A 24,522-nucleotide genomic window follows, 5' to 3' on the forward strand; every position below is an offset into this window, starting at 1 on the left:
TACGCTTGATTGCTCTCGCGGTTGCACGTCCGTACCAGAAAGCGCACGAGGTGCCGGCGGCCCGACTACGCTCGCGGCGTAACACCGGGGGATGGGGGGAGCCAGTGGAGACGTCCCAACGCAACCGTGCCTGGCGGCCGAGACTGCCGGAGGCGGTTCCGGCCGTTCTGCTCGGCGCCCTCGGCGCTCTGGTCCTCGGGACGGTGATCGGCCTGGCGACGGATCCGTCGCGCATGGTCGGCACCACCGGATACGTCTTCGCCACCGGGCTGCTGCTCGCCGTGGGCCTGTACGGCAGCACGTTCGGCATCGACCTCGCCGACCTGCGCCGTGATCTGCGCGGTGTGGTGGCGGCCGTCACCCTGGGGGTCGTCCTCAAGGCGGGGATCATCTCGGGTGTCATGGTCCTGGCCTTCGACCGCCCGGAGTACCTGATCCTCGGCATCGTCGTCGCGCAGATCGACCCGCTGTCGGTGGCCGCCCTCAGCAGGGACGGGCACATGTCGCAGCGCGCCCGGTCCCTGCTCACCGCGTGGGCCTCCTTCGACGATCCGATGACGGTCCTGCTGACGCTGTACGTCGCCGGATACGCCTACACGGCCGCGGGGCACGCGGGCACGCCCTCGATGGTGGGCGGCGGCACCCGCGGCTACGCTCTCGGACTGGTGCTCAACGCGCTGCTGCTGGCCGGTGCCCTGCTGCTGTGGCGGGCGGGCGGCAGGCTGTGGCCCGCCCGGAAGGAGCTCGACGCCGGCGGGACCCGGCGGCCGGCGACACCGCTCGCCGCCCTGCTGGTCGTGGCCATGCTCATGCTCGCCGCCGCGAACATGCTGATGCTCGCCGTGGCCGTCGCCGGACTGTTCCTGCGCACGAAGACGTTCACCCGGCCGCTCGCGCGGGCGGTCTCCAGTGCCTTCCTGCTCGCCACCGCCCTGCTGGGGCTGTTCGTCGCCCAGGGCGTGTCCCCGGCCCCGGGTGTGCTGCTCGGTGCCACGGCGTTCGTGGCGCAGGCGGTGGTGGCCGTGCTGCTGATGCCTCTCTTCGTCCGCGGTCTGTCGGGAAGAGACCGGTTCCTGCTGGGAATCGGCCAGCAGAACGGCCTCACGGCCGTGCTGCTCGCCCTCACCCTCGAACGCGACTTCCCGAAGACGGTCGGCATCGTCGCCCCGGCGGTGGTGACGGTCAACCTGCTGCACTACGGGGCACAGATCGGGTTCGGCTGCTGGTCGCGCCACCGGTCTTGGAGGAACCGGCAACCCGAGGGCGGGCTGGAGCGTCTCCCCGAGCGTCCGGCGGGCGAGGGCGGCGGGCCGTCGGCCCCTCCGGCCACGGCCGACGGACTGCGGTCCTCCGCATAACCGGGTGGTGTGCGGCGGCCGGGCGCGGCCGCGGCCAGGGGCACGGGGAGGCCGGATGGGCGAACGGAGAGGGAGCGGGGGCGGGCAGCGAGCTGTGCTCGGCGTCCCGGCCCTCGCCCTGCTGCTGCTTCCCGTCACCGCCGGGCCGGCCGTCGCGGACACCGGCAGGAGTGATGTCCGGCTGGTGTACTGCCTGGCCGACGAGCACCGGGACGAGCTCAGGGACGCGGCGCTGCGGATCGGTGTGGTGCGGCGGCCCGCGGGGACCGGCGGCGGTGTGGCTGCCGTCGAGGTTCCCGGGCGGAAGGGCGGCGTGCTGTCGCTGGACGAGTGGGCCGAGCGGCACCGGGGCGATTTCGAGCGGGTCTGCGACGCGCTGCTGGCCGCCGCGGGCGACCCGCCGGGGGCGTCGGCTGACAAGGGCGGTTCAGGTCAGGGCGGGTTCCTCGACGGGGCGTACCTGCTGGCGGCGGGAGCCGCGCTCACCCTCGTCGGGCAGATGACGGAACGGATCTCGGCGGAGCGGCGCACGCGCAGCCGGCAACTGACGGCGGCGGTGCGGGAATTCCGGAGGATCGCATGGCTGTATCTCGCGGCGTACGAGCAGGATCCCGATGCGGACCACACCGAGGCGCTACGGGCCAGGGAGGCGCTCTCCGGCCTGCTGGCCCTGGTGCCCGGCCCGGCTCCGCGCAGCGAAGCGGCCCGCCGGCTGGCCGACTCCCTGCCCCTGGCGGAGGCACTGCCAAGCAGCCGGGACGGGCAACTCCTGGGACCGCACGAGAGAAAGAGCGAGGCGAGCGCCGTGCGCACCACCTGGGACCGGCAGACACGGGACGTGGGGGAACTGCTGCGCCCCGCGCCCCTGTGGTGGCTGCGGAGCATACGCGGCAACGGCCGTCCCACAAGCCCCGGAGGACACCACGGATGACCAGCTCCGACTGGGCGAACCCCTACGGAGTGCGCAAACCGTACGGATCGAACAGCATGAACAACGGTCACGGCGGTGAGGACGGCGCGAACGGCGCCGCCGCACTCAGTGCCGACCACCCCCTGGTGCCGTGGAGAGAGCCGGACCACGTGCACCAGTGGGTGGACGTGGACCACTCCCGGGAGGCACTGGACCGCTTCGACAGGAGCTGGCCCGAACTCGGTGAACTCCTCGACTCGAACGTGGGGTCCGGCCGTGTCGTGATCGTCAGCGGCCCGCCCGGCATGGGCAAGACGACGCTCATCCACCGGTGCATCTACGAGGTGAAGCAGCGTGTGGCGGCGGACGCGGCCGCGGTGGGGAACCCGCTCCCCGTGTTCGTGCCGACGGCGGGGCTGGAGAACGACGGCCGCCGGATCAGTGTCGACCCGGACGGCGAGTCGTTCGCGCCGACCAGGCTGATCAACGCCCGCATACGCCGCGAGCTCGCGAAGAGACTCCGGCTCCACGACTTCCCCGAGTCCCGGGTCAAGGCGATCATCGAGGAAGAGGATCCGTACCAGGCCTACGGCGAGATGAGTGATCTGCTGGTCCAGCGCAACGCGCTGCTCTTCGCCGTGATCCCGCACATCCGGTGGAACGACGCACACCTCAGGGCGGCGTTTCTGCGCACCTGTCTGAGCCATGCGCACCCGAGGATCGTACTGTTCGTCGAAGTGAGCCAGGGCGCGGCGGAGACGGCGAAGGAAGTGGCCGCCGCCCTCAGCGGATCGGCGGCGGTCACCCATCTCGCGCTGAGCGAGCTGAACTGCGAGGACATCTGGCGGTTCAGCCGCAGCGCCCGGCCGGGCCACGGCGGACCGCACGTCCTGGTCGAGCCGGACAGGAGCTCTCTGATGGCAGCGCACCGCGAATGGAAGCCCCGCGACGTCCGCGAACTGCGGAAGGTCTTCCACTCGGCGGCGGACGCGCTGCGCTGCGCGCCGCACCCCTGGCCGATCGACGCCGACGCGCTCAGACCCTACTGGGAGCAGCGTCGGGCGGGTCGCGACGCCCTGCTCCGCGATCCGATCCGGCCCCGCCCCGGCGGCTGACGCCCGCCACGCCACCCCGACCGCGCCTGACAGGACCCGCAAGGAGTGCCATCGTGGCCGCAAGCAGCGCAGACACCTGGTACAGCAACCCTTTCCCCCTGGTGCCGGTCGTGCGGCTCGGCCCCTCGGCCGATCTCGGTGACGCCCCGGTCGAGGCCGCGGACTCGGGCAACGCCCATGTCCCCACCCGGATCCTGGATGAACTCCAGGACCTGGTGCGCGACTACCTCCGCGACCGGCCCCGGGGCGGCCGGCGCGGCCGGGCCATCGCCGTGGTGGGAGAGTTCGGCCTCGGCAAGAGCCACGCGGCACGGGAGGTGTGCAACGGGCTGGCCCGTCCGGACGGCCCGGCCATGTGGATCGTCGACGAACCGGCGCAGGACTTCGGCCGCATGTACCGCGACCGGCTGCGCGGCCCCGCGGACACCCCGGAGGGCCGGGCCGCGTTCGAGGAACTCGTCCGGGACTACTACGCCTATGTGACGGCGGTCCGGGTGGGCGAGCAGAGCTCCGGCCCGCGGCCCGGCCGGACGGACGACGTCCCGCTCGACGACATCGCCCTCGACGACATCGCCACCGGGCTGCGCGACCGCGTGCTCGACCCGGACAAGGTGGTCTCCGCCCTGCGCTACGACCCCGAGGTGCTGCACGCCGATCTGCGGGTCACCCTCGGCGAGGTGACGGAGCACCGGAGGTTCGCCACCGCGCTCGCCCTGCTCCAGGACCCGCGGTTCACCTCGATGGTGTGGGCGTGGCTGACCGGCGACGAGCCGGCGCAGCAACTGAAGGAACGCGGCATCAAGGACGCCGTCACGGGCATCGACCCGGTCTTCGACGCGCTGGCCGTCCAGGGCTTCCTGCACGGCCGGGTCGGCAAACCGTACGTCCTGCTGATCGACTCACTGGAGAAGGTGCTGGACTGGCCGGAGGAGTCCCGGCGTACGTTCGTCGACGCCTTCGAGCGCCTGGTCAACGTCTATGTCAGCCGGGGCGGTCTGCTGGTGTTCTGCACCTCGCCGCGCGGGCTCAACGCGTTCCGCCCGAGCCTGCACGAGCGCGTGGTACAGCTGTGGCCGACCCGCTTCACCGCGGAACTCACCGCCGAACTCGTCGCCGAGTACGTCGGTTCGGGTGCCCGTCCCGCCTCCGCCGAGGGTACGGACGGGATCGAGCGGTGGCCCGCGCCGTTCGGCGCCGAGTCGGTGGCGATCCTCCAGGAACTCACCGGCGGAGTGCCCCGCGAGATCCTCAAGACCTGTCATCACGCCTGGCAGTTGAGCGAGGACGGCGGCGGCGCGGTCCGGGAGGTGACCGCCGCGACCGTGCTGAGGGCCGTACGCGGGCTGCACGACAACGTGTCCGAGGACCAGGTGCTCGCCACGATCCACGACGCGCTGGCCCTCGGGCAGTGGCGCATCGCGTCGCGCGACCCGGTCCCGGCGCGGGCGTCGTCCGACGACGGGTCGCTGGTGGTGGCGTACTGGCTGGAGCCCGTCCCGAACGCCTACATCGCGATCGTGGTCACCGGTTCGGTGCTCGTCGCGGACGACCAGGAACGCATCACCGCGCGCGTGCGGGGGCTGCGCAGCGCGCTGCATCCGGCCCAGGCCGAGGTGCTGCTCGTGGTCAACGGCCATGTGTCGCGGACCATGCGGGACCGGCTGGCGCGCTCGCTCGGCTCGCAGCCCCTGATGTACCGCCCGGGCGACTTCCCGAGGGCCGTCAACGAGGCCCTGGACCGGCTGCGGGCCCGCCTCACGGATCTGCGCCAGGAGGCCGATCTCGCAGACCTGACCAGCGAGTTGCGCGGTGCGCTCGGCGAGCACAGCGCCCAACTGGGCCAGCTGCGCAGGACGGTGAGCGATCTGGCCCGGCGCGATCTGGTCGCGGTGGCGCCCGGCCCGGCGCGCTCGTCGCTGCCGGAGCCCGTCGAGGGGCGGTTCGAGGAGGTGTTCGCGCTCCTCGACGCGGCCGTGGAGCGGCTGGCCGGCCGCCCGGCCGACGCGGGCGAGGGCCCGCCGCCACGGGCGGGGCGGGCCGATCTGACGGCGCTGGGGTGCGCCACCCTGGTCCGGCAGCTGACGGAGCGGTTCCGTACGGGCGCCGACGCCTGGTTCCGCTCCGCCGCGCCCGGCGCGCCGACGGAGGAGCAGTGGGCACGGCTGCGCCGGGTCTGCCGGGAGTACGAGACGGCGGTGGAAGTGCTGCCCGTGCAGTCCCTCGGCAGCCCCGGCCCGGCGCACCGGCCCACGGCGGCGCGCGCCGTGGAGGCGCTCGCCGACGAGGTGTGGGGCGCGCTGGTCAGTGCCGTTCGGGCACCGTGAGCTCGCGCAGGGCGCCCGCCAGGTCGTGCAGGCGGCGCTCCGCGTGCCCGACCTGCCGCTGGTCCAGCGTCACCCCGAGGACGTAGTCCCGCGGCGACAGCCAGGTCACGAACACGGCGCCCTCCTGGACGTCCAGGACCAGGCGGTCGGCGGGCGGCTGCACCACCAGTCGCAGGGCGTCGGTGAGCCGGGCGAGATGGCCGCGCAGGCTCTGGGCGAGGTCGCGGTACGCGGTACGGCGTGAGCGCACGCTGACTTCGAGGAAGCGGGGGCCGAGCTCGGGGTTCTCGAAGACGTCGCCCGCGCAGACGAGCCTCCAGTCCCGGTAGAAGGCGGCGTACTGAAGGTCGAGGGTGTTGACGTGGCCGCCCCACAGGGCCCGCAGCCGCATCTCGGACAGGCCGTCGTGTTGGGCCGTCGCCGTCCCGAAGTCGATGCGCAGCCGCTCCTTGTGTTCCGGCAGCGGTTCCGGAGGGTCCGTCAGGCCACCGGGCAGTTCGTCGGGGAGGTGGTGCACCCGGGTGCGGATGGCGGAGACGAGGCCGTTCATGGCCGCGTCCGCGGCGCGCATCCCGCCGGGCGTGTCGGTGAGGGCGGACAGGTACTCCCCCGCCTTGACGCGACCGCCCCACAGGCCGCCGCGCGCGTTGGCGAGCACGACGCGCATCAGCTCGCCCGTGCCCAGTGGCCGCATCAGGGCGTTCAGGTCCTGGGTGCACAGCAGGAGCCGGCTGCCGGGCAGGGACTCGTTCGCGATGTCCTCGCCGCGCTCGGTGACCAGACTGCTCAGCGGAGGACAGTCGCCCCTGCGGACGACGAAGTCGATGATTCCGTTGCTGTAGTGCGACACCGACCTGAGGGCGGGGACGCCGGCGAAGGCCCCTTGGCACAGCTCGGTTATTCGGCCGTGGGCCTCCGGGGACCAGTGGGACTCGGTGAAGAGCTCGGTCTCCGGGTGCGGGGCTGCTGCCACGTACGCTCACCTTTCCGTCGGGGAACCGTCGTCCGGGCGACGGCGCCGGGCCTGGCTCTCGTGCCCGGATGTCGGGCCTAGATGCCGGGCAGTTCCAGATCGATGTCGAAGTCCCTGGCCGGTGGGGCGGATCCGGTGCTCCGGGAGGCGAGCCAGGTGTGGTGCGCACCCACCCGCCGCCCGTCGGGCCGATGCCCCATGTCCAGGTCCCGCAAACGGCGCAGGGCGCGCTCGGTGAGTGCGACCGCCTCCTCGGTCCGCCCGGCCGCGGCGAGGGTCGCCGCGAGGGAGTTCTCCGCGGCGGACACCCAGGCGTGGCTGTCTCCGAGCCGGTCCTCCAGGAGGTTGAGCGCGGCCCTGCCGGTGGCCTCGGCCTCCTCGACGGCTCCCGTGGCCCTCAGGTACACCGCGTGCCGGACCCCGGCCAGCCCGGCGTAGGGATGCCAGGCGCCGAGCGTGCTCTCCAGTACGCGGCTGCACTGGTGGGCCTCGTGTTCGGCCTCGTCGTGCTTGCCGAGCGCGTGCAGGTCGGCCGCCAGGCTGAAACGGCAGCGCACGGTGTCGAGCTTTTCGGCGCCGAACCGGCTGATGGACTCGGCGAGCACCCGCCGGTCGCGCTCCAGGGCCTTCTCGTAGCCGTAGACGGGCTCGTGCGAGCGGGCGGAGTTGTAGGTGATGCGTCGTTCGCTGATGGCCAGGCCGCGTTCGATGCCCAGCCGGGCGCTGGTGGCTACGTCGCCGTGCCGGTGCAGCCACTGGCGCAGCAGGTCCTGGGACTCCGCGTCGCGGCCCAGGGTCCGGTAGACCCAGGCGAGCAGGTCGGCGGATTGCCAGACGGCCGGGGCGTCCTCGCCGCCGACGGCCTGGCGGAGGCGGAACCGGGCGAGGAGCCGGGCCAGTGCGTCGGGGGCGCGTCCGCTCAGTGCCTCCGTGAAGGCGAGGTTGTGCTCGGCCTGCACGGTCGCGCTGTGCTGCGGGCCGAGCAGCAGCGTCAGGCCCTCCAGCACCGGGCGGGCCTGGAACAGCGCGTCGGAGAACCTGCCGAGGGAGCGCAGGACGGCGCCGTAGGAGTCGGCGGACAGCAGTGTTCTCGGGTGCAGCGGGCCCAGCAGTCTGCGGTGGCCGCGCAGGGCCTGTTCGGCCAGCTGACGGGCCTGTTCGTAGGCGCCGTCGAGGCGGTGGGCGCGTGCCGTGAGGTTGAGCAGGCGCAGGTACTCCGGCGACGGGTCGTCGTCTTCCGGGCGCCAGGCCGCCTGCGCGCGGTCGGAGATGTCGAGCAGACGGGCCAGGTCGGCGGTCTCGCCGCGCTGGCTCAGGGCGTTGATGTGGCGCAGCAGGGAACGCCGGACGCGGGGCCGTTGGTCCTCCCACAGCCGCAGCGAGTACACCTCGCGCGCCCAGTCGGCGGACAGGCCGCGGTCCTCGTCCGGGGTGAACTCGGCGAGGGTGCCGCGCAGCACCTGCTCGATGTGGGCGCGCTCGGCCGGTTCCATGCCGGCGCGGACGGCGTCCCGTACGGCGTGGTGCTGGCCGAGGGGCTGGTCGGGCCGGTCGAAGTCGACCTCCAGGAGACCGACCCGGGACAGGGCCCACAGGGCGACGCTCACCATGTGCTCGTCGGGCAGCCGCGTGTCGGCCGGGGGCCGGCCCACGCCGGGGTTCCGGGCCGCGACTCCGTCGCGGGCCAGCTCCGCGAGGATGCGTCTCGACCTCAGGAGTTCCAGCCCCATGCCCCGCCCGGTGAGCAGGGATGCCGCGTTCAGCAGCCAGCCGAGGGCGTCGCTGGTGCGGCTCTCGGCGCGCCAGGCGGCGGCACCCGGGGTGTGCAGCACCGTCTGCCGGGCCACCCGCACCATGACCGTCACGGGCGGGGCCGCGCCCTCGCGTTCGAGCAGGGCCTGCTGGGCGGTGCGGTACTCGGCGAGGAGGTGGGCGACAGCTGCCCGGGCGGCGGCCCGGTCGCCCATGCTGTCGTCGCGCCGGTGTGCCGCGGCGCGCTCGGCGAGGCAGAGGGCGGCGATGCGCACGGCGAGCGGGACGAAGCCCAGGATCTGCCCGACCCGCTGGGCCTGTTCCTCGTCGATCTCGGCGAGTTGCTCCCCCAGGACGGCCTGGCATTCGGCGGGCGACATGGGCGGCAGGGCGAAGACCGCCATGCCTGCCGTGTCCGGGGCGGTGCGGCTGGTGATCAGTACGTGTCCGCGGGTGTGCGGGGTGGGCAGCAACTCCTCCAGACCGTCGGGGTTTTCGGCCCCGTCGTAGACGAGCAGCCAGCTCTGGGTGTCGGTGCGTGAGAGGTGCTCGAACAGTTCCGGGGAGGCGCCGTCGCCCGTGGTGACCAGGTCCAGCCGGCCGGCGAGCCGGTTCAGGCCGCGGCGGGCGCGCGGGATCTCCCAGGAGCGCACCCACCAGACCACGTCGTAGGCGGAGCCGAAACGGTGGCAGAGCTCCCGGACGGTCTCGCTCTTGCCCCAGCCGCTCGCGGCGTGCACGACCAGCGGGGTGCGGTCCCGGCCGGCCGCGTGCAGTTCCTCCAGGAGATCGCCGAGGACATCGTCCCTGCCGACGAAACCGCTGTAGCGGGGGGCCACGTTGGTCACGGCGGGCAGTCGCGGGAACCGTGGGCCGGGGGTGCCGTCCGCCGGGGGCGGGGTGGCGAGGCCGAGTCCGGACCACAGCCGCCGCACGGCCTCGTCCTCGTCGGTCCCGCGCAGGTCGATGCGCTCGTGGTGTGCGGCCCCCGGGTCCGGGAAGGGCTCGTCGGCCAGCACGATCCGGACGTCGGGGTGGGACAGCGCGGCGAGCTGGGCCAGCGCGGTGTGGTCCATGTCCACCGGGGAGAGGAACAGCAGGGCCGTGCCGGGAGCCGGTCGGTCGCCGGAGTAGGTGTCCTGGGCGCGCAGTTCGGTGCGGATGCCGCCGCGCCGGAACTGGTCCTCCAGCCAGGCGGCCCAGGGGGCGTGGCGCTGGGAGTGGACGATGGTGACCCGGTTGAGCGGCACCGGCCGCCGGTTGCGCAGCCAGTCGGCGAGCCGCTCGTAGTAGGGGCGCAGTCCCGTCACGGAGCCTTCCGGCTCGCTCTCCACGGCGAGTCGCCGGGTGTCCAGGTAGAGCGGGTTGTACGGGATCTCCAGGAAGGCCAGCTCGGACGTGTGGGAGGTCCGCGTGAGGGGGCCGAACTTGCGGCGCACCCGTTCGCGGGCGCCGCGCAGCCGGTCGTGCGACTCGACGTTGCTCTTCAGGCCGAGGGCCAGCAGGCGTACGGGCCGGCCGGAGCGGCCTCCGCTCATCTGCTCGCCCAGGGCGGCGGCACCGTCGATGGACCAGGCCGTCATCGCGAAGCAGAGCACCAGCGAGTCGGCCAGGGAGCCGAGCCTGCCCTCCGACGGCGCGCCCGGCGCGTCGGGCAGCGGCGCCTCGACGAGGACGTGGTCGTAGCGCAGCGCGGCCGCGTCCGAGGCGAGGGCGAGGAGGGACGCCGCGTCGGGGCCTGCCACGAGGGCGATCCGCCCGGGCGCGGGCTCGGGCACGGGCGTCGATGTTCCCGCCGGCATACCGCCGGCGGCCCCGGGCGCCTGCGTGCCCGGGGCGCGGCCGTCCACGATCAGCACGCTGCGGTTGCCCGCGGCCAGCAGGTCCGCGACGTTGCGCACGGTCGTGCTGACGCCGAGGTTCTCCGCGGTGGAGCAGAAGAGGGCGAACCGTCCCGAGCGGTCGGCTGCGTGGATGTCGGGCATGGCCACTCCGCTTCGACGGCAGGTGCTGGACGGTGGAGCACGACAGTCAGGGACGGTCAGTATAGGGCGGGTTGCCCCTGATCAGGCAGTTTCGCGCGAGGGTGGCGTCGGCACCCGGAGCCGGTCACTGGCTCTCGCTGAACCCGGTGACGAAGGGGTCGCCCGCGGTGCGCCCCGTCCGCAGCCGGCGCAGGGTCTCCCCGAGCACGGAGGACGGCAGTGCGGCGACATCGTCCAGCGGCACGTCGGTGAGGTCCAGCACGACGGACTCCAGGGTCGTCTCGCCCTGCTCGACACCCGCACCCGCTTCCTCGAGCTCTGCCATGGCCCATCCTCCGCGGTGCCCGACGGACCGCCGTGGCGGGCGGCCTCCCACACCCGGCGCGTCCGTGTCCGGGGACTCGGTGTCCAGTGTTGACGTCCCCACGGGGCGGCTCGGGAAAACGGCTACTTTCGGGCGGTGGCGGCCCGGACGACGGAATCTCGATGTTGACGGTCTGTCACCGGCGCCGAATACTGAGCCAAATGGCGTGGGCCGGCCGGGCGGGCACCGGGCCGGTCGGCATGCGAACCGGGGGGTACGTATGAATCGACTGCGCCATGCGGAGCCGCCCTGGCCGGTCGCTGCCGACGTCGCGGCGCGGGAAGCGGCCGGATGGTCGCCCACTCCGTTCCACTCCTTCGTACTGAAGGTGCACAGCCGCTGCGACCTCGCCTGCCAGTACTGCTACATGTACCGCTCGCACGACAGCAGTTGGCGCGCGCAGCCGCGCACCATGGCGCCGGACACGCTCGACCGCACGGCCGAGCGCATCGCCGAACACCTGGCGGCGCACGGCGTGCGAGAGGCCGGGGTGGTGCTGCACGGAGGCGAGCCGCTGCTCGCCGGGGAAGCCGCCGTCGGCCGGGCCGCCTCGGTCCTGCGCGCCGCGGCCGGCCCCGGCGTACGGCTGCACCTCGCGCTCCAGACCAACGGCGTACGGCTGACCGAACGCTGGCTCGACCTGTGCGCCGCGCACGGCATCCGTGTCTCCGTCAGTCTGGACGGCGACCGCGCGGCACACGACCGGCACCGCCGTGGCGCCGACGGACGCGGCAGCCACGCCCGGGTCGCCGCCGCCCTGCACCGGCTGGCCGACGGGCCCCATCGCGAGCTGTTCGCGGGCCTGTTGTGCACCATCGACCTGCGGAACGATCCGGTGCGCTGCTACGAGCACCTGCTGACGTACCGTCCGCCCGCGGTGGACTTCCTGCTTCCGCAGGGCAACTGGCACACTCCCCCGCCCGGACTGCGGCCCGGCCTGCCCGGCACGCCGTACGCGGACTGGCTGTGGCAGGTGTTCGAGCGGTGGTACGGGGCCCGGCGGCGGGAGACGCGGGTGCGGCTGCTCGAGGACATGATGACGCTGCTGCTCGGCGGTGCCCCGGAGACGGAGGCGCTGGGCCTGGCTCCCGTGCGGTACGCCGTGGTGGAGACGGACGGAGCGCTCGCCCAGGACGACACGCTGCGCACCGCCTATCACGGCGCCGCGCGGACCGGCCTCCATGTCGAGCGGGACTCCTTCGACGCGCTGCTGCGCCATCCGGGCGTCGCGGCCCGCCAGTGGGGCGCCGACGGTCTGTCCGCGCAGTGCCGCGACTGCCGGCTGCGGCAGGTGTGCGGGGGCGGCCACTACGCCAACCGCTACCGGCCGGCCACCGGGTTCGCCAACCCCAGTGTCTACTGTGCCGACCTGGCCGCTCTGATCGTGCGGGTCAGGGAGCGGCTCGCCGGGGACCTGGACGGGCTGCGCAGTGCCCCGGCGGAAGCGGCATGAGGCCCGTGCCGATCCGTGTGCCCGGCAGGCTCTTCACCGCGCTCGCGACGGGCGGCGGCGGGGCCGAGGCCCTGGACCTGCTCGCCCGCGCCGAGTACAGCCGCCGTCTGGCCTGCGTACACGCTGTCACGGAGGCCGCCCGTGACATCGGCGGCGGCGTGGCCGAGGCGGCCGGGCAGGCCTGGGAGCTCCTCGCGGCCGCCCATCGCGCCGATCCCCGGGCGGTGTCGGCGGTCCTCAGCCATCCGTCGGTGGGCACCGCGCTGGTCGGCCTGCTGGCCCGGCTGGACCGCGTCGTCGCGGGTGAGGCCGAGGCCGGGGCGAGCGGCGAGCCGCCGGTCCACTGGTTCAGCTCCCTCGCCGCGGCGGCCGCGGTCCGCGCGGGCGTGTCCGCACGGGTGCGGTGGCCCCTGACGACGGACCGGGTCTTCCTGCCCGCGCTCGGCGGTGCCGGCTTCTCCGGTGCCGGGCCCGGCGACCTGGCCGAGGTGGAGATCGATGCCGACGGTGAGGCCCGGATCGGGGTGGCGGGGCGGGGATCCGTTCCCGGCCCTGTGGCCGTGCCGAAGGCGCCGTACGCATCGTCGGGACGGTGGCGGGCGGCCCACCGGCTCGTTGTGCTGGACACCGGCGCGCCCCTGCTCCTGGACGACGTGGACCCGCTGCGCTTCCCCGGCGTGCCCGAGCAGCCGCTGGGTCTGACGGCGGACGATCTGCACTGGTGGGAGGTCACGGCCCGGGATGCCTGCCGGCTGCTGCGGGCCCACCACCCGGAGACCTGGGCCGAACTCGCCACCGGCCCACGCACCTTGGTGCCCCTCGGCAGCACGGGCAGCTTCAGCGGCAGCAGTGCGGAGGCGTTCGGCTCCATGGCGCTGTCCCGGCCGCGCACAGGTCGCGGTCTTGCCCTGTCCCTCGCCCACGAGTTGCAGCACAGCAAGTTCGCCGCCGTCCTGCATCTCTTCGACCTGTTCGAGCCCGGCGGCGACGAGCGCTACTACGCTCCCTGGCGCCCGGATCCCCGGCCCCTGATCGGCCTGTTCCACGGGGCGTACGCACACCTCGGGGTGGCGGAGTTCTGGAACCGGCATCGGGCCGTGGAGCAGGACCCAGAGGAACTCGCGCGGGCGCACGCCCAGTTCGCGCGCTGGCGCACGGGCGCCCGGGAGGCCACGGAGGTCCTGCTGGCCTCCGGCCGCCTCACATCCCTCGGGCAGCACTTCGCGGAGACGATGCTGAACACCCTCGACGGCCTGTGCCACCTCCCGATCCCTGCCGAGGCCCACCGCCGGGGGCTGGCCCTGGCGGCCGGGCATCGAGCGGAGTGGGTACGGAGGAACGGGGTGCCGGAGGCGCTGCTGATCTGAGTATCTGCCCATATCAGGCAATGATGGGTGTGCAGGACGTGCGTCCCCGTCGCATCGTCGCGGACCTGGACGTGCTCGAGCAGCCTCGCCCAGGTCCCGTCCCGCTGCCAGCGGGCGAAACGCTCGTAGACCGTCTGCCACGGGCCACAGCGCTCGGGCAGGTCCCGCCAAGGTGCCCCCGTCCGCAACCGCCACAACACGCCGTTGACGACCTGACGGTGATCCCGCCACGGCCGCCCTCGACCATCCACACCCGGCAGCAGCGGAGCTATCCGCTCCCACGCCGTATCCGTCAACTCACCCCGACCAACCGCAAGATCAATTATCAGACACAGCCTGGTCCTCGATATGCGCTCGCCATCTCGCCCACATATGCTCTATTTATGTGATGTTCCCTGTATAGGAGGACTGTCACAGTCGCGAGCCACAGCTGTCGGCAGTGACCAGAAGCCGCCGCGGCGGCTGCACGCTGCATGAGGAAGAGGTCGACTTCGTCCTGCTTCTGTGGCATTGCGTCGACGAACAGTAGGGCTTCCCGTCGAAGACGCTCCAGTGGATTGGCAGGAGGACAGCGCCTCCTCTGCCCATTGCCCGGCGGCCATCCTGAGCCAGGAGCGTCGACAGCCTCAGGCACCTACACAAGATCATCAACTTTGCCGACCCCTTGGGGAAGGAAGCACTCGCCATGACCAACCTGACGAATGACGACACCGCGGAACCGCTGACACTGGAGCAGTTGCTGGAAATGGACAACGACCCCGTCTCCGGCGAGATGATCCCGGCTGAGATGCGGGAATCGATGTCCGACAGGGTGGTGCACCTCTCCAGCCCGGACGGCAGCGAACGGGCCAGGTTGCCGGATCTGGGAGCCGAGCTCGCACGAAACGGGTCGTTCCAGTTGCCAAAGGGTGCGTTCCTGGGGCGGCTCGGAGGTGACGGTCGGACACAGGAGGGGGTCGGAGATTCCTGGGCGTCCACGACGCAGCCTCATCGGCCCGATTGGCGACCCCGCGTCTACCATCCGAAGGTCGCACCCACGGAACCGCCGCCGTGGCGGGTCAAGAACGGCAAAGACGTGCGGTTGCACAAGGTGTACGGCCCCGAGAATCGCACCCCCTTCCGTCCTGAGGGCTACCCGATGACTTGTATCGGCCGCATCGAGGTCTTCGAGTTCGGCGTGAGCAGGCGGTTTGGGACGGCCGCGCTCGTCGGACCACGCCATATCGCCACCAGTGCGCATCTCATGCCCCGGGACGGGGGCGCCGGACGATGGGCCGTCAGGTTCATCCCCGGATTCTTCAACGGCGTGTCGACGGTGGGCCTGGAGTCGTTTTGCGAGGCGTACCGCCACGTCGTCCACCCGAACAACGTGGGTGACTCCACTCAGGACCGCGACTTCGCCGTCCTGAAGCTCTACAACCCCCTGGGAAACCCCCTCGGGTGGTTCGGCACCAAAACCTACGACGACGACTGGGAGGACGAGGGACGCTGGACGCTGGTCGGGTATCCAGGCAGCATCACCGGCGCGGAGCGACCCACCTTCCAGAACGGCATCCCCGTGATCGACGACGACCCCTCGGGGGAATGGAATGAGATCGAGCACCGCGGGGACGCGTCCGACGGGAACTCCGGCGGGCCGTTGTTCGGCACGTTTCCGGACGGGCTGCCCTACATCATCGGGGTTCACTCCGGCGACGAGCTGCGCATGGCTGGTCCCATCGTCGCGGAGGATAACAACGTCTGCGCGGGCGGAGGTGGGATGCCGCGGATGGTGAACGCTCTGCGTGCCGAGTGGCCCTGAGCACATTCCCCCGCGCAGGACGACCCGGCCGGCCCTACGGCGTAGCAGGTGCGCGACGACGGCTCACGCAACTCAGCGACGTGCCGGTGCCGGTGCCAGCCAATGAACGAGCGCCCTTCGAAGTGATCGAGTCCGAGGCTGCTCTTCAGCTCCCGGTAGCCGTGCTCGATGCGCCAGCGTGACTTGGCCAGCCTCACCGGATCGCGGGCGGGGGTGTCGGCGGGCAGGTTCGAGATCCAGTACTTCACCGGCTCCGCCTCGTCCTCGGGCCACTGGGCGATCGGATGGACAAGCCCGATGACACCGTCCGCGGCAGGCTTGGGAGCTGCCCGGCGACCTGGCGGAGCGGTGCCGAAAGCTGGCGCGTGGGCTCGGCCTCGCCCTCGCCGGTGTCGACCTGATCCTCACCGACGACGGGGAGGCGTTCTGTCTGGAGGTCAATCCCAGTTCCGGCTTCAACTGCTACGGGGCTGAGCGTGGATCTGTCCTGTGGTGCGAGGACCCAGAAATGATCAAGGCCTTGTCTCACGTGATGTGTTCAAGGCCTTGACCTGCGACTATGGAGCGGACTCCAGTCGGGACGACAGGATTTGAACCTGCGACCCCTTGACCCCCAGTCAAGTGCGCTACCAAGCTGCGCCACGTCCCGATGCGCCTCGCGCGGGTGAACCGCGTGATCGCGCAGGTCAACCCTACCGCATGTGCGGAGGGGTGCTCAGCCTCGCGGCCCCGCTGGTGGCATGTGTTCGAGGTGGCGGGGTGCGTGGCGACGGTCGATCCGGGCCCCGGTCCAGCCGGCCAGGCCCACTGTCGAGACGGCGACGGCGAGGACGGCCCACCAGGGGATCTCCGCCTTGGTCGCGTGGCCGACGCAGCCCGCGACGGCCAGGAGCGCCGGGACGGCACCTCCGGTCAGTCCGGTACGCCGGACGGGTCGGTGCCGCGTCTCGCCCACGTCCTGTTCCCCCTTCGCCTGCGCGATCGCATGCCCTGAGGAGCTCAGCCCTGGGCATATGCCGCAAACAATACGCGAGTCGGAGGGAACTCCCCACCAGGGCATACGGGTTGAGACGGACAGTCGACGGTGCATCCCGGTATCGCCCGGACCTCCGCCCGCGCCTCCCGTGGGTCAGCCCCCAGCCAGTGCGCGCCCATCAGCGCCCGGCCCGTGCCCTCGGCGGCCTCGGCCGTCCGCCGGGCCTGCACGCGGGGGACGACCACGACGGCGTCGACGTCGACGTCGACGTCGACGAGGATCCCGTCGCCGGGGCGGATCACCTGGCCGCCGATCGCGATCGGCACGTTGACCGCGCCGCCGCCGGTGGCCTTGACCGTGCCCGGGGTGGAGACGGCGGCGGCCGTCCGCCGTATCGCGTGCAGACGTCTCCGCCGTGAAGCCCCGCAGAGGGGTACGCAGGGGACCTCTAGGACGGCCGGCCCGTCGTACCCCGGATCTCCAGCGTCGGCGCCGCCAGATGGACCCGCCCCTCTCCCCCGGGCCGCTCGAAGCGGTCGAGGAGGAAGCGGGCGGCGCGGCGGCCGACCTCGTGACCGGCGTTGTCGACGGTGGTGAGCCACAGGTGGCGCAGCCGGGAGATGCTCGTGTTGTCGTAGCCGACGACGGACACGTCGTGCGGGACGCGCAGGCCCAGTTCCTCCGCCGCGGAGAGGGCGCCGACGCAGGTGATGTCGTTGACGGCGAAGACGGCGGTGGGTCGGTCGGGCCGGCTGAGGAGGCGGACGGTGGCGCGGTAGCCGCCCTCCTCGGTCATGTCGCCGGTCTCGACGACGGCCCGGTCCGCCAGGCCGTGCGCCCGCATCGTCGCCTCGAAGCTGCGGCGGCGCAGTTCGCCGACGGCTCCGTAGCCCGCGAGGTGCGCGATGCGGCGGTGGCCGAGGCCGATGAGGTGCTCGGTGACCAGCCGGGCGCCCTGTTCGTCGTCGCCGGCGACCTGGTCCACCCCGGGTGGCACGGGCTCGCGGGCACCCGCCAGGACCACCGGCATCCGCTCGGCGACCGCGCCGAGGGCCGCGGGGTCAGGCAGGGTTCCGACCACGACCAGGCCGTCGACGCGGAGGTCCAGGAGCGGATCGGCCGGGTCCTGGCCGGTGCGACGGTTGAGGCGGGCGTCGGCGAGCAGCATGTGCAGGCCGTTGTCGTGCAGGAGGGAGTTCAGACCGTCGAGGAGGTCGACGAACCAGGGATTGCGCAGGTCGTTCAGGAGGACGCCCACCGTGCGGGTGCGCTGTTCGCTGAGGCTGCGGGCGGCTGCGTTGGGGCGGTAGCCGAGTTCTCGCGCGGCCCGGAGCACGGCTTCCCGCTTCTCGGGGCGTACCTGGTCGGAGCCGCGCAGCACCAGGGAGACCAGCGACTTGGAGACGCCGGCCCGTTCGGCAACGTCGCGGATCGTCGGCGGTCTCATGGGATGGACCGTTCCATGCGGGTCGTCGCATTGTCAAAGGGTTGACAGCGCCGGGAAAGCGCGCCCAGGGTGGGCTGAACAGGTTCTGGAACGGTCCAAAGAGGGGCTCTCATGGTGGACACGCTCGGCGTCGCCGTCGTCGGATTCGGCTGGATGGGGCGGGTGCACACCCAGGCGTACGCGCGCGTGCGGCACCACTATCCGCAGCTGCCCCTCGTTCCGGAGCTGGTCACGGTCGCCGATGAGGTGCCGGGCCGGGCGGCGGAGGCCACCGCGCAGTTCGGGTTCGCGTCGACCGCGCGTGACTGGCGCGAGGTGGTCGCCGACCCCCGGGTGAAGGCGGTCAGCATCACCGCGCCGAACTTCCTGCACCGCGAGATCGGCGTCGCCATGGCCGAGGCGGGCAAGCACATCTGGATCGAGAAGCCGGTGGGTCTGACCACCGAGGACGCCCGTGCGGTGGCGGACGCGGTGGCCGCGGCGGGCGTGCAGGGCACCGTCGGCTTCAACTACCGCAACGCGCCCGCCGTCGAGGCGGCCCGCGAGCTGATCGCCTCCGGGGAGATCGGCACGGTCACGCATGTCCGCATCCGGCTGTTCAGCGACTACGCGGCCCATCCCGAGGGCGCGCTGACATGGCGGTACGAGCGGGAGCGGGGCGGCAGCGGCGTGCTGGGCGACCTGGCCTCGCACGGCGCGGACCTGGCCCGTCACCTGCTGGGCGACATCATGTCCCTGACGGCCGACACGGCGATCTTCCTTCCGGAACGGGCGCGTCCCACCGGCGCGACGGCGGGCCACAGCCGCGCCTCCGGCGGTGAACTCGGCCCCGTCGAGAACGAGGACTACGTCAGCTGCCTGCTGCGGTTCGCCTCCGGGGCGCGCGGTGTGCTGGAGGCCTGCCGGGTCTCGGTCGGCGAACAGAACAACTACGGCTTCGAGGTGCACGGCACCAAGGGCGCGGTGTTCTGGGACTTCCGCCGCATGAACGAACTGGGGATCAGCCGCGGCACGACCTACCAGGACCAGGCCGTGACGACGGTGTACGTCGGCCCGGGCCACGGCGAGTTCGCCGCTTTCCAGCCCGGCGCGGCGAACGCCATGGGCTACGACGACTTGAAGGTCATCGAGGCGTACCGCTTCCTCCGGTCGGTCGCCGAGGGCACTCCGCACGGGGCGACACTCGCGGACGCCGTGCACAGTGCGGCCGTGCTGGACGCGATGGCGCGATCGGCGTCGAGCGGTGCCTGGGCGGACGTGGCCGTGGGTGCCTGACGTTCAGCCGGCCTTCTGGAGGCGGCGGCCCAGGACGAATCTCACCGGGACGAGGACGAGCCACAGCCACATGGCCGGGGCCCCGGTCACCAGGGCCAGCGGGACGGTCACGGCGAACACCACCACCATCGAGGCGCTCTCGAGGAGGTAGGGCGTGCTGCCGGTATCGGAGGGGGTGCCAGCGCGGAGCCAGGGGCGCTTCGCCAGGACGGCGGCCAGTGCCAGATGGCAGGCGCCGAGCGCGGCGACCGCCGCCGCGTAGACGGCGACCGACACGGACTCGTCGCCGTACTCCGCGAGCAGCCTGGTCGGGAAGGGCACCAGGGCCGCGACACCCAGGCCGGTGAGGGACAGGATGATCACGTGTCCGTCAACCTCCCGTACGTCACGGAAGATCCTGCGGTGGTCGCGCCAGAAACTGCCGAGCACCACCACGCTGAGCGCGTAGGCCCCGAGATCGGGCAGCACCCGGCGCAGGGCCTCGTGGTACTGGTCGGGCTCCAGGCCCCGCGGCACATAGAGATCCAGGACGAGCAGCGTGATGGCGATGGCGAACACGCCGTCGGCGAGCGCCAGCAACCGGTCCGGCCCGCCGTCCGGGCGTGATGTCCACATGGGCTCGACGGTAGGGGCCGTGGAAGCTTCCCTTCCGGATCCACACCCGGTCACGCCCCCGAACGCCTCCGGGATCACACGGCCGTCGCCTGCGGCGGCATGTTGTACGGCGTCACCACCTGGATCGCCGACGGCAACGACGGCCCGGCCGGCGGCAGCGCGCCGTGTGCCCGCATGACCGTGTGGCAGGCCTCGCGCACGTCCTGGCGCAGGTCGTGGTGGAGCACGGCGGACAGGCGGTGCGCGCGCAGCAGTCGGGTGTTGTCGTGGTCGAGGTCGTGCGCGACGAACACGGCGCACTCGCGGCCGAGGTCGTCGAAGGCCCGGAGCGTGGCGATGTTGCCGCCGCCGATCGAGTACACCGCGCGGATGTCCGTGTCGCGTTCCAGCGCGGCCCGGACGAGGTCGTACTGGGTGGCGTCCAGGCCCTGCCCCTCGGCGATCTCGACCAGCGTGCGCTCGGGGTGCCGGGCCCGCATGGCGCTGCGGAAGCCCATCTCGCGCTCCTCCTCGTTGCGGAAGAAACCGCTGCTGAGGCTGGTCAGGATGTTGCCCGGGCGCTCCCCCAGCCACTGCCCCATCAGATACGCGGCCGTCGCGCCCGCCGCCCGGTCGTCGATGCCGACGTAGGCGAGGCGAGCGCTGGCGGGCAGGTCGGTCACCAGGGTCACGACCGGGATGCCGGCGGCTTCGAGGCGGCCGACGGCGGCGGTGACCTCGGGGACGTCCGGGGCCTTGAGGATCACGCCCTGCGAGCCGCGCCGGGCGATCCGGTCCAGGATCCGCACCAGCTCGCCCACCGGGCCGGTCTCGCGGAAGTGGAAGCGGGAGCGCAGCACCGCCGGGTGCAGGGACGGCAGCTCGGCCTCCAGGGCGGCACGGATCGCGGTGGTGAAGCGCTCGGGCGCCTGCATCACGATGTCGACCATGAACGTCCGGCCGACGAGCCGGACCTGGGTGCGCTGCCGGTCCAGGTCGGCTATCGCCCGGTGCACCTCCTGCGCGGTGCTCTCCCGGACCCCGCCCCGGCCGTTGAGGACCCGGTCGACGGTCGCCTCGCTCAGGCCCGCCTGACGTGCGATCTCCCGGATCGGGAAGGGGTGACCCATGCGCCGGCTCCTTGAGGGGTTTTTGATGGCTGCCTGCTGGTTGTTCGAGGGGTTTGTACTGACAAGAATGACAGGGCTCCGTCGCTCCGTGACCCCGAAGGGACGACGATGTCCTTCACTCCCGTACACCCCCGCGTCTGGCTGTCCGAGCAGGACTGCGATCTCGACGCGTTCCGCGCGCTGGTCGAGCGGGCGACGGACCCCGCCGACTATCCGCACGCCTCTGCCGTGGAGCGGAACGTGCCGGTCTACGACGCCGGTCTGCTCGAGGGCGACCGGGTGGTCCAGGCCGAGCTGGTGCGCGCGCTCGCCGAGGGGCCCGGCATCGTCGTCTTCCGCGGTGCCTTTCCGGACCCGGAGGTCGTGGACCGGGCCACCGCCGTGTTCGACGCCCTGATCACCGAGCAGCGCGCCTCGGGCGCGACAGCCGGTGACCACTTCGCGAAGCCGGGCGCCAATGACCGGGTGTGGAACGCGCTGGAGAAGGCGGCTCTCTACGACGCGGAGGCGTTCGCCGACTACTACGCCAACGACGTCCTCGCCCTCGTGGCGACGGCCTGGCTGGGCCCCGGCTACCAGGTCACCTCGCAGCTCAACGTGGTCAACCCGGGCGGCGCCGCCCAGACCGCGCACCGCGACTACCATCTGGGCTTCCTGTCCGACGAGGTCGCCGCCGCCTACCCCGGGCACGTGCACCGCCTCTCCCCCGTGCTGACCCTCCAGGGCGCGGTCGCGCACTGCGACATGCCGGTGGAGTCCGGGCCGACGATGTACCTGCCGCACTCGCAGAGGTACGAGCCGGGCTATCTCGCCTGGCGGCGCCCGGAGTTCCGGGCGTACTTCGAGGCGCACCAGGTGCAGCTGCCGCTCGCGAAGGGCGACGCGGTCTTCTTCAACCCGGCCCTCTTCCACGCCGCCGGCACCAACCGCTCTGCCGGTATCCGGCGCATGGCCAACCTGTTGCAGGTGTCGTCCGCGTTCGGGCGCGCGATGGAGACGGTGGACCGGGAGGCCGTGGCGAACGCGGTGTACCCCGTGCTGCTGAAACGGAAGGCCGAAGGCGCGAGCGACGCGTGGCTGGCCAACGTCATCGCGGCGAGCGCCGAGGGCTACCCCTTCCCCACCAACCTCGACAGCGACCCGCCGGTCGACGGCCTGGCCCCGCCCTCGCAGGCGGATCTCGTCCGGCGGGCACTGTACGAGGGGTGGACGCCGGAGGCGCTCCGGGCGGAGCTGCGGGCCGGTACCGAACGACGAGAGAGCTGAGGAACCTCGTGGGACTTCTCGACGACAAGGTCGTCCTGGTCAACGGCGGCAGTCAGGGGGTCGGCGCCGCCATCGCGCGGGCCGCGGTCCGCGAGGGGGCGGTCGTGGCCGTCACCGGGCGGCGCCCCGAACCCGGCGAGGCGCTGGTGGCGGAGCTGACCGCCGCGGGCGGCAAGGCCCTGTACGTGCGGGCCGACCTGTCGGACGCGGCGCAGGCGAAGGCCTCCGTGGCCCGGGTCCTGGAGACGTACGGCCGCGTCGACTGCCTCGTGAACTCCGCCGGGCTGACCTCCCGGGGGACGCTGCTGGACACCACGCCCGAGCTGTTCGACCAGCACATCGCGATCAACCTCAAGGGGCCCTTCTTCGCCATGCAGGCGGCGGTCGCGGACATGGTCGCGCGGGAGGCGCCCGGCACGATCGTCAACATCATCACGTCGTCGGCGCACGGCGGGCAGCCGTTCCTGGCGCCGTACGTCGCCGCCAAGGCCGGACTCATCGGCCTGACCCGCAACGCCGCGCACGCGCACCGCTGGGACCGGATCCGCATCAACGGCCTGAACATCGGCTGGACGGCGACGGAGGGCGAGGACGCGACGCAGCGGGCCTTCCACGGCGCCGGGGACGGCTGGCGTGAGCAGGCCGCCACGAAGTTGCCGATGGGCAAGCTGGGCCAACCGGACGAGATCGCCGACTTCGTGGTGTTCCTGCTGTCGGACCGGTCCGGGGTGGTCACGGGATCGGTGATCGACTGGGACCAGAACGTGCTCGGCGGCCTCGACTAGCCCTTCTTCCCCCCTCGCAAGACCCGCACACTAGGAGCGAACACCCCCATGCGTATCGGAATCCTCGGCCTCGGCCGCATCGGCGCCTTCCACGCCGAGACCCTCTCCGGGCTCGACGCCGTCGAGTCCCTCGTCGTCACCGACCCGTTCGCGGACGCCGCCAAGGCCGCCGCCGAACGGTTCGGCGCCGAGGTCGTGGACTCGCCCGAGGCCCTGCTGGCCGCCGGCGTGGACGGCATCGTCGTCGCGGCCGCGACGGACGCCCACCCCGCGCTGATCCTCGCCGGGGTCGAGGCCGGCATCCCCGTCTTCTGCGAGAAGCCCGTCGCCAAGACCATGAGCGAGGGCGTCGAGGTGTTGAAGGCCGTCCAGGGCAAGGGCGTGCCGATCCAGATCGGCTACAACCGCCGTTTCGACACCGGTTTCGTCAACGCCCGCGCCGCCGTGCGGAGCGGCGAGCTCGGCACGCTGCACACGGTCCGCTCGACCACGCTCGACCCGGCACCGCCGCCCGCCGCGTACATCGCCGCCTCCGGCGGCATCTTCCGCGACTGCTCGGTGCACGACTTCGACATCATCCGCTGGGTGACCGGCCGTGAGGTGACCGAGGTGTACGCCGTGGGCGGCAACCGCGGTGCCGACTTCATCAAGGAGGCCGGTGACGCCGACACCACCGGCGCAATCCTCACCCTGGACGACGGCACCATCGCGGTGGTGTCCAACTCCCGCCACAACGCCCGTGGTTACGACGTCCGCATGGAGATCCACGGCTTTACGGACTCCATCGCCGTCGGCCTGGAGGACAAGCTGCCGCTGCGCTCGGTCGAGCCGGGCGTGACCTTCCCGGCGGGCACCCCGCACGACTTCTTCATGGACCGCTTCACCGAGGCCTACCGCGCCGAACTGACCGCGTTCACCGAGGTCGTCGCCGGCACCCGCCCCTCCCCCTGCACGATCGAGGACGCCCTGGAAGCGGGCTGGATCGCCGAGGCGTGCACGCTGTCGCTGCACGAGCACCGGCCGGTGACGATCGCGGAGGCGCGGGAGGCCTGACGGGCGGGCCTGCCGACGAAGGCCGGGCCCGCCCGTGGGAGGGGCGCGGACCTGCCGTCAGCCGTCGAGAAAGCCCCTCAGCTCCGCGGCCAGGCTCCGTAGCCCGGCCGCGGCCGCTGCCTCCTCGCAGCGTTCCATCAGGGCGTGGGCATGGCCGAGACGTCTCCGCGCCCAGCGGCGGGAGCCCGTGGAGGCGGCCGAGTTCGGCCGCCGCGTTCTCCGACAGATGCTCCATCAGGAACAGCGCCCGCACCAGAGCGAACGACTGGTAGGCGGGGAGCACGTGCGCGGCGGCGACCGTCGCCGGGTAACCGAGGTGCGCCAGCTCGTCCAGGTACAGCCCGCACAGAGCCTCGCGTTCCGGCCAGTCGCTGTCCTTGAGGCCCAGGGCGGCGTGGTCCTCGACCAGCTGAACCACCTCGTAGAGCAGGGGAAGGTGGCCGTGGGGTTCGAGACCGAGGGCGACCATCTTGCCGTTGTCGGTGACCAGCCAGTTCTCCGCGTGCGCGTCGCGGCCCGGAACCGGGGGAAGCTCGGCGGGCGTGACCGCTGCCCAGCGGGCGGCGAGTGCGTCCGCGCGAGGGACGCCGAGTC

The 24,522-nt window shown here is 72.5% G+C and carries 18 protein-coding genes, 1 tRNA gene and 3 pseudogenes; 11 read left to right on the plus strand and 11 right to left on the minus strand.

The features are described from left to right. The first annotated feature begins 104 nt into the window (after window positions 1–104). The 4 genes from ACZ6TU_RS18225 to ACZ6TU_RS18240 are packed head-to-tail and all read left to right on the plus strand — an operon-like array spanning window position 105 to window position 5,707. Window positions 105–1,358, plus strand: a complete 1,254-nt coding sequence (locus ACZ6TU_RS18225) for a cation:proton antiporter (RefSeq protein WP_469549505.1) — start codon at window positions 105–107, stop codon at window positions 1,356–1,358. Between the two features lie 55 nt (window positions 1,359–1,413). Next, a complete protein-coding gene (locus ACZ6TU_RS18230; RefSeq protein ID WP_467670833.1) occupies window positions 1,414–2,289 on the plus strand; it encodes a hypothetical protein in 876 nt (291 codons plus the stop codon). After that, a complete protein-coding gene (locus ACZ6TU_RS18235) occupies window positions 2,286–3,383 on the plus strand; it encodes a hypothetical protein (RefSeq protein WP_469549508.1) in 1,098 nt (365 codons plus the stop codon). The genes ACZ6TU_RS18230 and ACZ6TU_RS18235 overlap by 4 nt, the downstream gene beginning before the upstream one ends. A gap of 53 nt (window positions 3,384–3,436) precedes the next feature. Further along, a complete protein-coding gene (locus ACZ6TU_RS18240; protein ID WP_469549511.1) occupies window positions 3,437–5,707 on the plus strand; it encodes a hypothetical protein in 2,271 nt (756 codons plus the stop codon). Here the strand turns inward: ACZ6TU_RS18240 and ACZ6TU_RS18245 are convergent. The 3 genes from ACZ6TU_RS18245 to fxsA form a co-directional block, all read right to left on the minus strand. Beyond that, window positions 5,685–6,680 (minus strand): hypothetical protein, encoded by a 996-nt coding sequence (locus tag ACZ6TU_RS18245; RefSeq protein ID WP_469549514.1) that lies wholly within the window; start codon window positions 6,678–6,680, stop codon window positions 5,685–5,687. The genes ACZ6TU_RS18240 and ACZ6TU_RS18245 overlap by 23 nt on opposite strands. Before the next feature lie 77 nt (window positions 6,681–6,757). Further along, on the minus strand, window positions 6,758–10,417 hold the full coding sequence (fxsT, locus tag ACZ6TU_RS18250; RefSeq protein ID WP_469549516.1) for an FxSxx-COOH system tetratricopeptide repeat protein: 3,660 nt from the start codon (window positions 10,415–10,417) through the stop codon (window positions 6,758–6,760). A 124-nt stretch (window positions 10,418–10,541) separates the two neighbouring features. Beyond that, window positions 10,542–10,742 (minus strand): FxSxx-COOH cyclophane-containing RiPP peptide, encoded by a 201-nt coding sequence (gene fxsA / locus ACZ6TU_RS18255; RefSeq protein WP_467670823.1) that lies wholly within the window; start codon window positions 10,740–10,742, stop codon window positions 10,542–10,544. Window positions 10,743–11,001: 259 nt separating this feature from the next. Here fxsA and ACZ6TU_RS18260 point away from each other — a divergent pair, with 259 nt between their 5' ends. After that, window positions 11,002–12,234: an FxsB family cyclophane-forming radical SAM/SPASM peptide maturase gene (locus ACZ6TU_RS18260; RefSeq protein WP_467670821.1), complete on the plus strand. Its 1,233-nt coding sequence runs from the start codon at window positions 11,002–11,004 to the stop codon at window positions 12,232–12,234. Continuing rightward, complete coding sequence (locus tag ACZ6TU_RS18265; RefSeq protein ID WP_469549519.1) at window positions 12,231–13,601, plus strand: aKG-HExxH-type peptide beta-hydroxylase; 1,371 nt, start codon at window positions 12,231–12,233, stop codon at window positions 13,599–13,601. The genes ACZ6TU_RS18260 and ACZ6TU_RS18265 overlap by 4 nt, the downstream gene beginning before the upstream one ends. A gap of 44 nt (window positions 13,602–13,645) precedes the next feature. On the opposite strand, the pseudogene ACZ6TU_RS18270 reads toward ACZ6TU_RS18265, so the two are convergent. Next, a pseudogene (locus tag ACZ6TU_RS18270) lies at window positions 13,646–13,924 on the minus strand (IS5 family transposase); the annotation flags it as partial. Between the two features lie 362 nt (window positions 13,925–14,286). On the opposite strand from ACZ6TU_RS18270, the gene ACZ6TU_RS18275 reads away from it, so the two are divergent. After that, complete coding sequence (locus ACZ6TU_RS18275) at window positions 14,287–15,402, plus strand: trypsin-like serine peptidase (protein ID WP_467670817.1); 1,116 nt, start codon at window positions 14,287–14,289, stop codon at window positions 15,400–15,402. Between the two features lie 86 nt (window positions 15,403–15,488). Here the strand turns inward: ACZ6TU_RS18275 and ACZ6TU_RS18280 are convergent. From ACZ6TU_RS18280 to ACZ6TU_RS18300, 5 genes and pseudogenes are all read right to left on the minus strand, one after another. Next, window positions 15,489–15,740 (minus strand): annotated as a pseudogene (locus tag ACZ6TU_RS18280) (transposase); the annotation flags it as partial. A 237-nt stretch (window positions 15,741–15,977) separates the two neighbouring features. Then, window positions 15,978–16,051, minus strand: a tRNA-Pro gene (locus ACZ6TU_RS18285). A gap of 66 nt (window positions 16,052–16,117) precedes the next feature. Beyond that, on the minus strand, window positions 16,118–16,357 hold the full coding sequence (locus tag ACZ6TU_RS18290; protein ID WP_467670815.1) for a hypothetical protein: 240 nt from the start codon (window positions 16,355–16,357) through the stop codon (window positions 16,118–16,120). A 218-nt stretch (window positions 16,358–16,575) separates the two neighbouring features. Beyond that, a pseudogene (locus ACZ6TU_RS18295) lies at window positions 16,576–16,755 on the minus strand (4-carboxy-4-hydroxy-2-oxoadipate aldolase/oxaloacetate decarboxylase); the annotation flags it as partial. 71 nt (window positions 16,756–16,826) lie between these two features. Then, window positions 16,827–17,825, minus strand: a complete 999-nt coding sequence (locus tag ACZ6TU_RS18300; protein WP_467670813.1) for a LacI family DNA-binding transcriptional regulator — start codon at window positions 17,823–17,825, stop codon at window positions 16,827–16,829. A 111-nt stretch (window positions 17,826–17,936) separates the two neighbouring features. Here ACZ6TU_RS18300 and ACZ6TU_RS18305 point away from each other — a divergent pair, with 111 nt between their 5' ends. Beyond that, window positions 17,937–19,100, plus strand: a complete 1,164-nt coding sequence (locus ACZ6TU_RS18305; RefSeq protein WP_467670811.1) for a Gfo/Idh/MocA family protein — start codon at window positions 17,937–17,939, stop codon at window positions 19,098–19,100. Between the two features lie 3 nt (window positions 19,101–19,103). On the opposite strand, the gene ACZ6TU_RS18310 is transcribed toward ACZ6TU_RS18305, so the two are convergent. Together ACZ6TU_RS18310 and ACZ6TU_RS18315 are read right to left on the minus strand one after the other, a co-directional pair. Continuing rightward, entirely contained in the window at window positions 19,104–19,715 is a 612-nt protein-coding gene (locus ACZ6TU_RS18310; RefSeq protein WP_469549525.1) for a TMEM175 family protein, read from the minus strand. A 74-nt stretch (window positions 19,716–19,789) separates the two neighbouring features. Then, window positions 19,790–20,824 (minus strand): LacI family DNA-binding transcriptional regulator, encoded by a 1,035-nt coding sequence (locus tag ACZ6TU_RS18315; RefSeq protein WP_469549528.1) that lies wholly within the window; start codon window positions 20,822–20,824, stop codon window positions 19,790–19,792. 108 nt (window positions 20,825–20,932) lie between these two features. On the opposite strand from ACZ6TU_RS18315, the gene ACZ6TU_RS18320 reads away from it, so the two are divergent. From ACZ6TU_RS18320 to ACZ6TU_RS18330, 3 genes are read left to right on the plus strand one after another with little or no spacing between them, the layout of a single operon-like run. Beyond that, window positions 20,933–22,090, plus strand: coding sequence for a phytanoyl-CoA dioxygenase family protein (locus tag ACZ6TU_RS18320; protein WP_467670805.1), 1,158 nt, complete (start codon window positions 20,933–20,935; stop codon window positions 22,088–22,090). Window positions 22,091–22,098: 8 nt separating this feature from the next. Then, window positions 22,099–22,875: an SDR family oxidoreductase gene (locus ACZ6TU_RS18325; RefSeq protein WP_469549532.1), complete on the plus strand. Its 777-nt coding sequence runs from the start codon at window positions 22,099–22,101 to the stop codon at window positions 22,873–22,875. A gap of 48 nt (window positions 22,876–22,923) precedes the next feature. Beyond that, window positions 22,924–23,928, plus strand: coding sequence for a Gfo/Idh/MocA family protein (locus ACZ6TU_RS18330; RefSeq protein ID WP_469549534.1), 1,005 nt, complete (start codon window positions 22,924–22,926; stop codon window positions 23,926–23,928). Window positions 23,929–24,522 lie beyond the last annotated feature (594 nt).

The organism is Streptomyces sp. NPDC052064 (assembly GCF_055585925.1).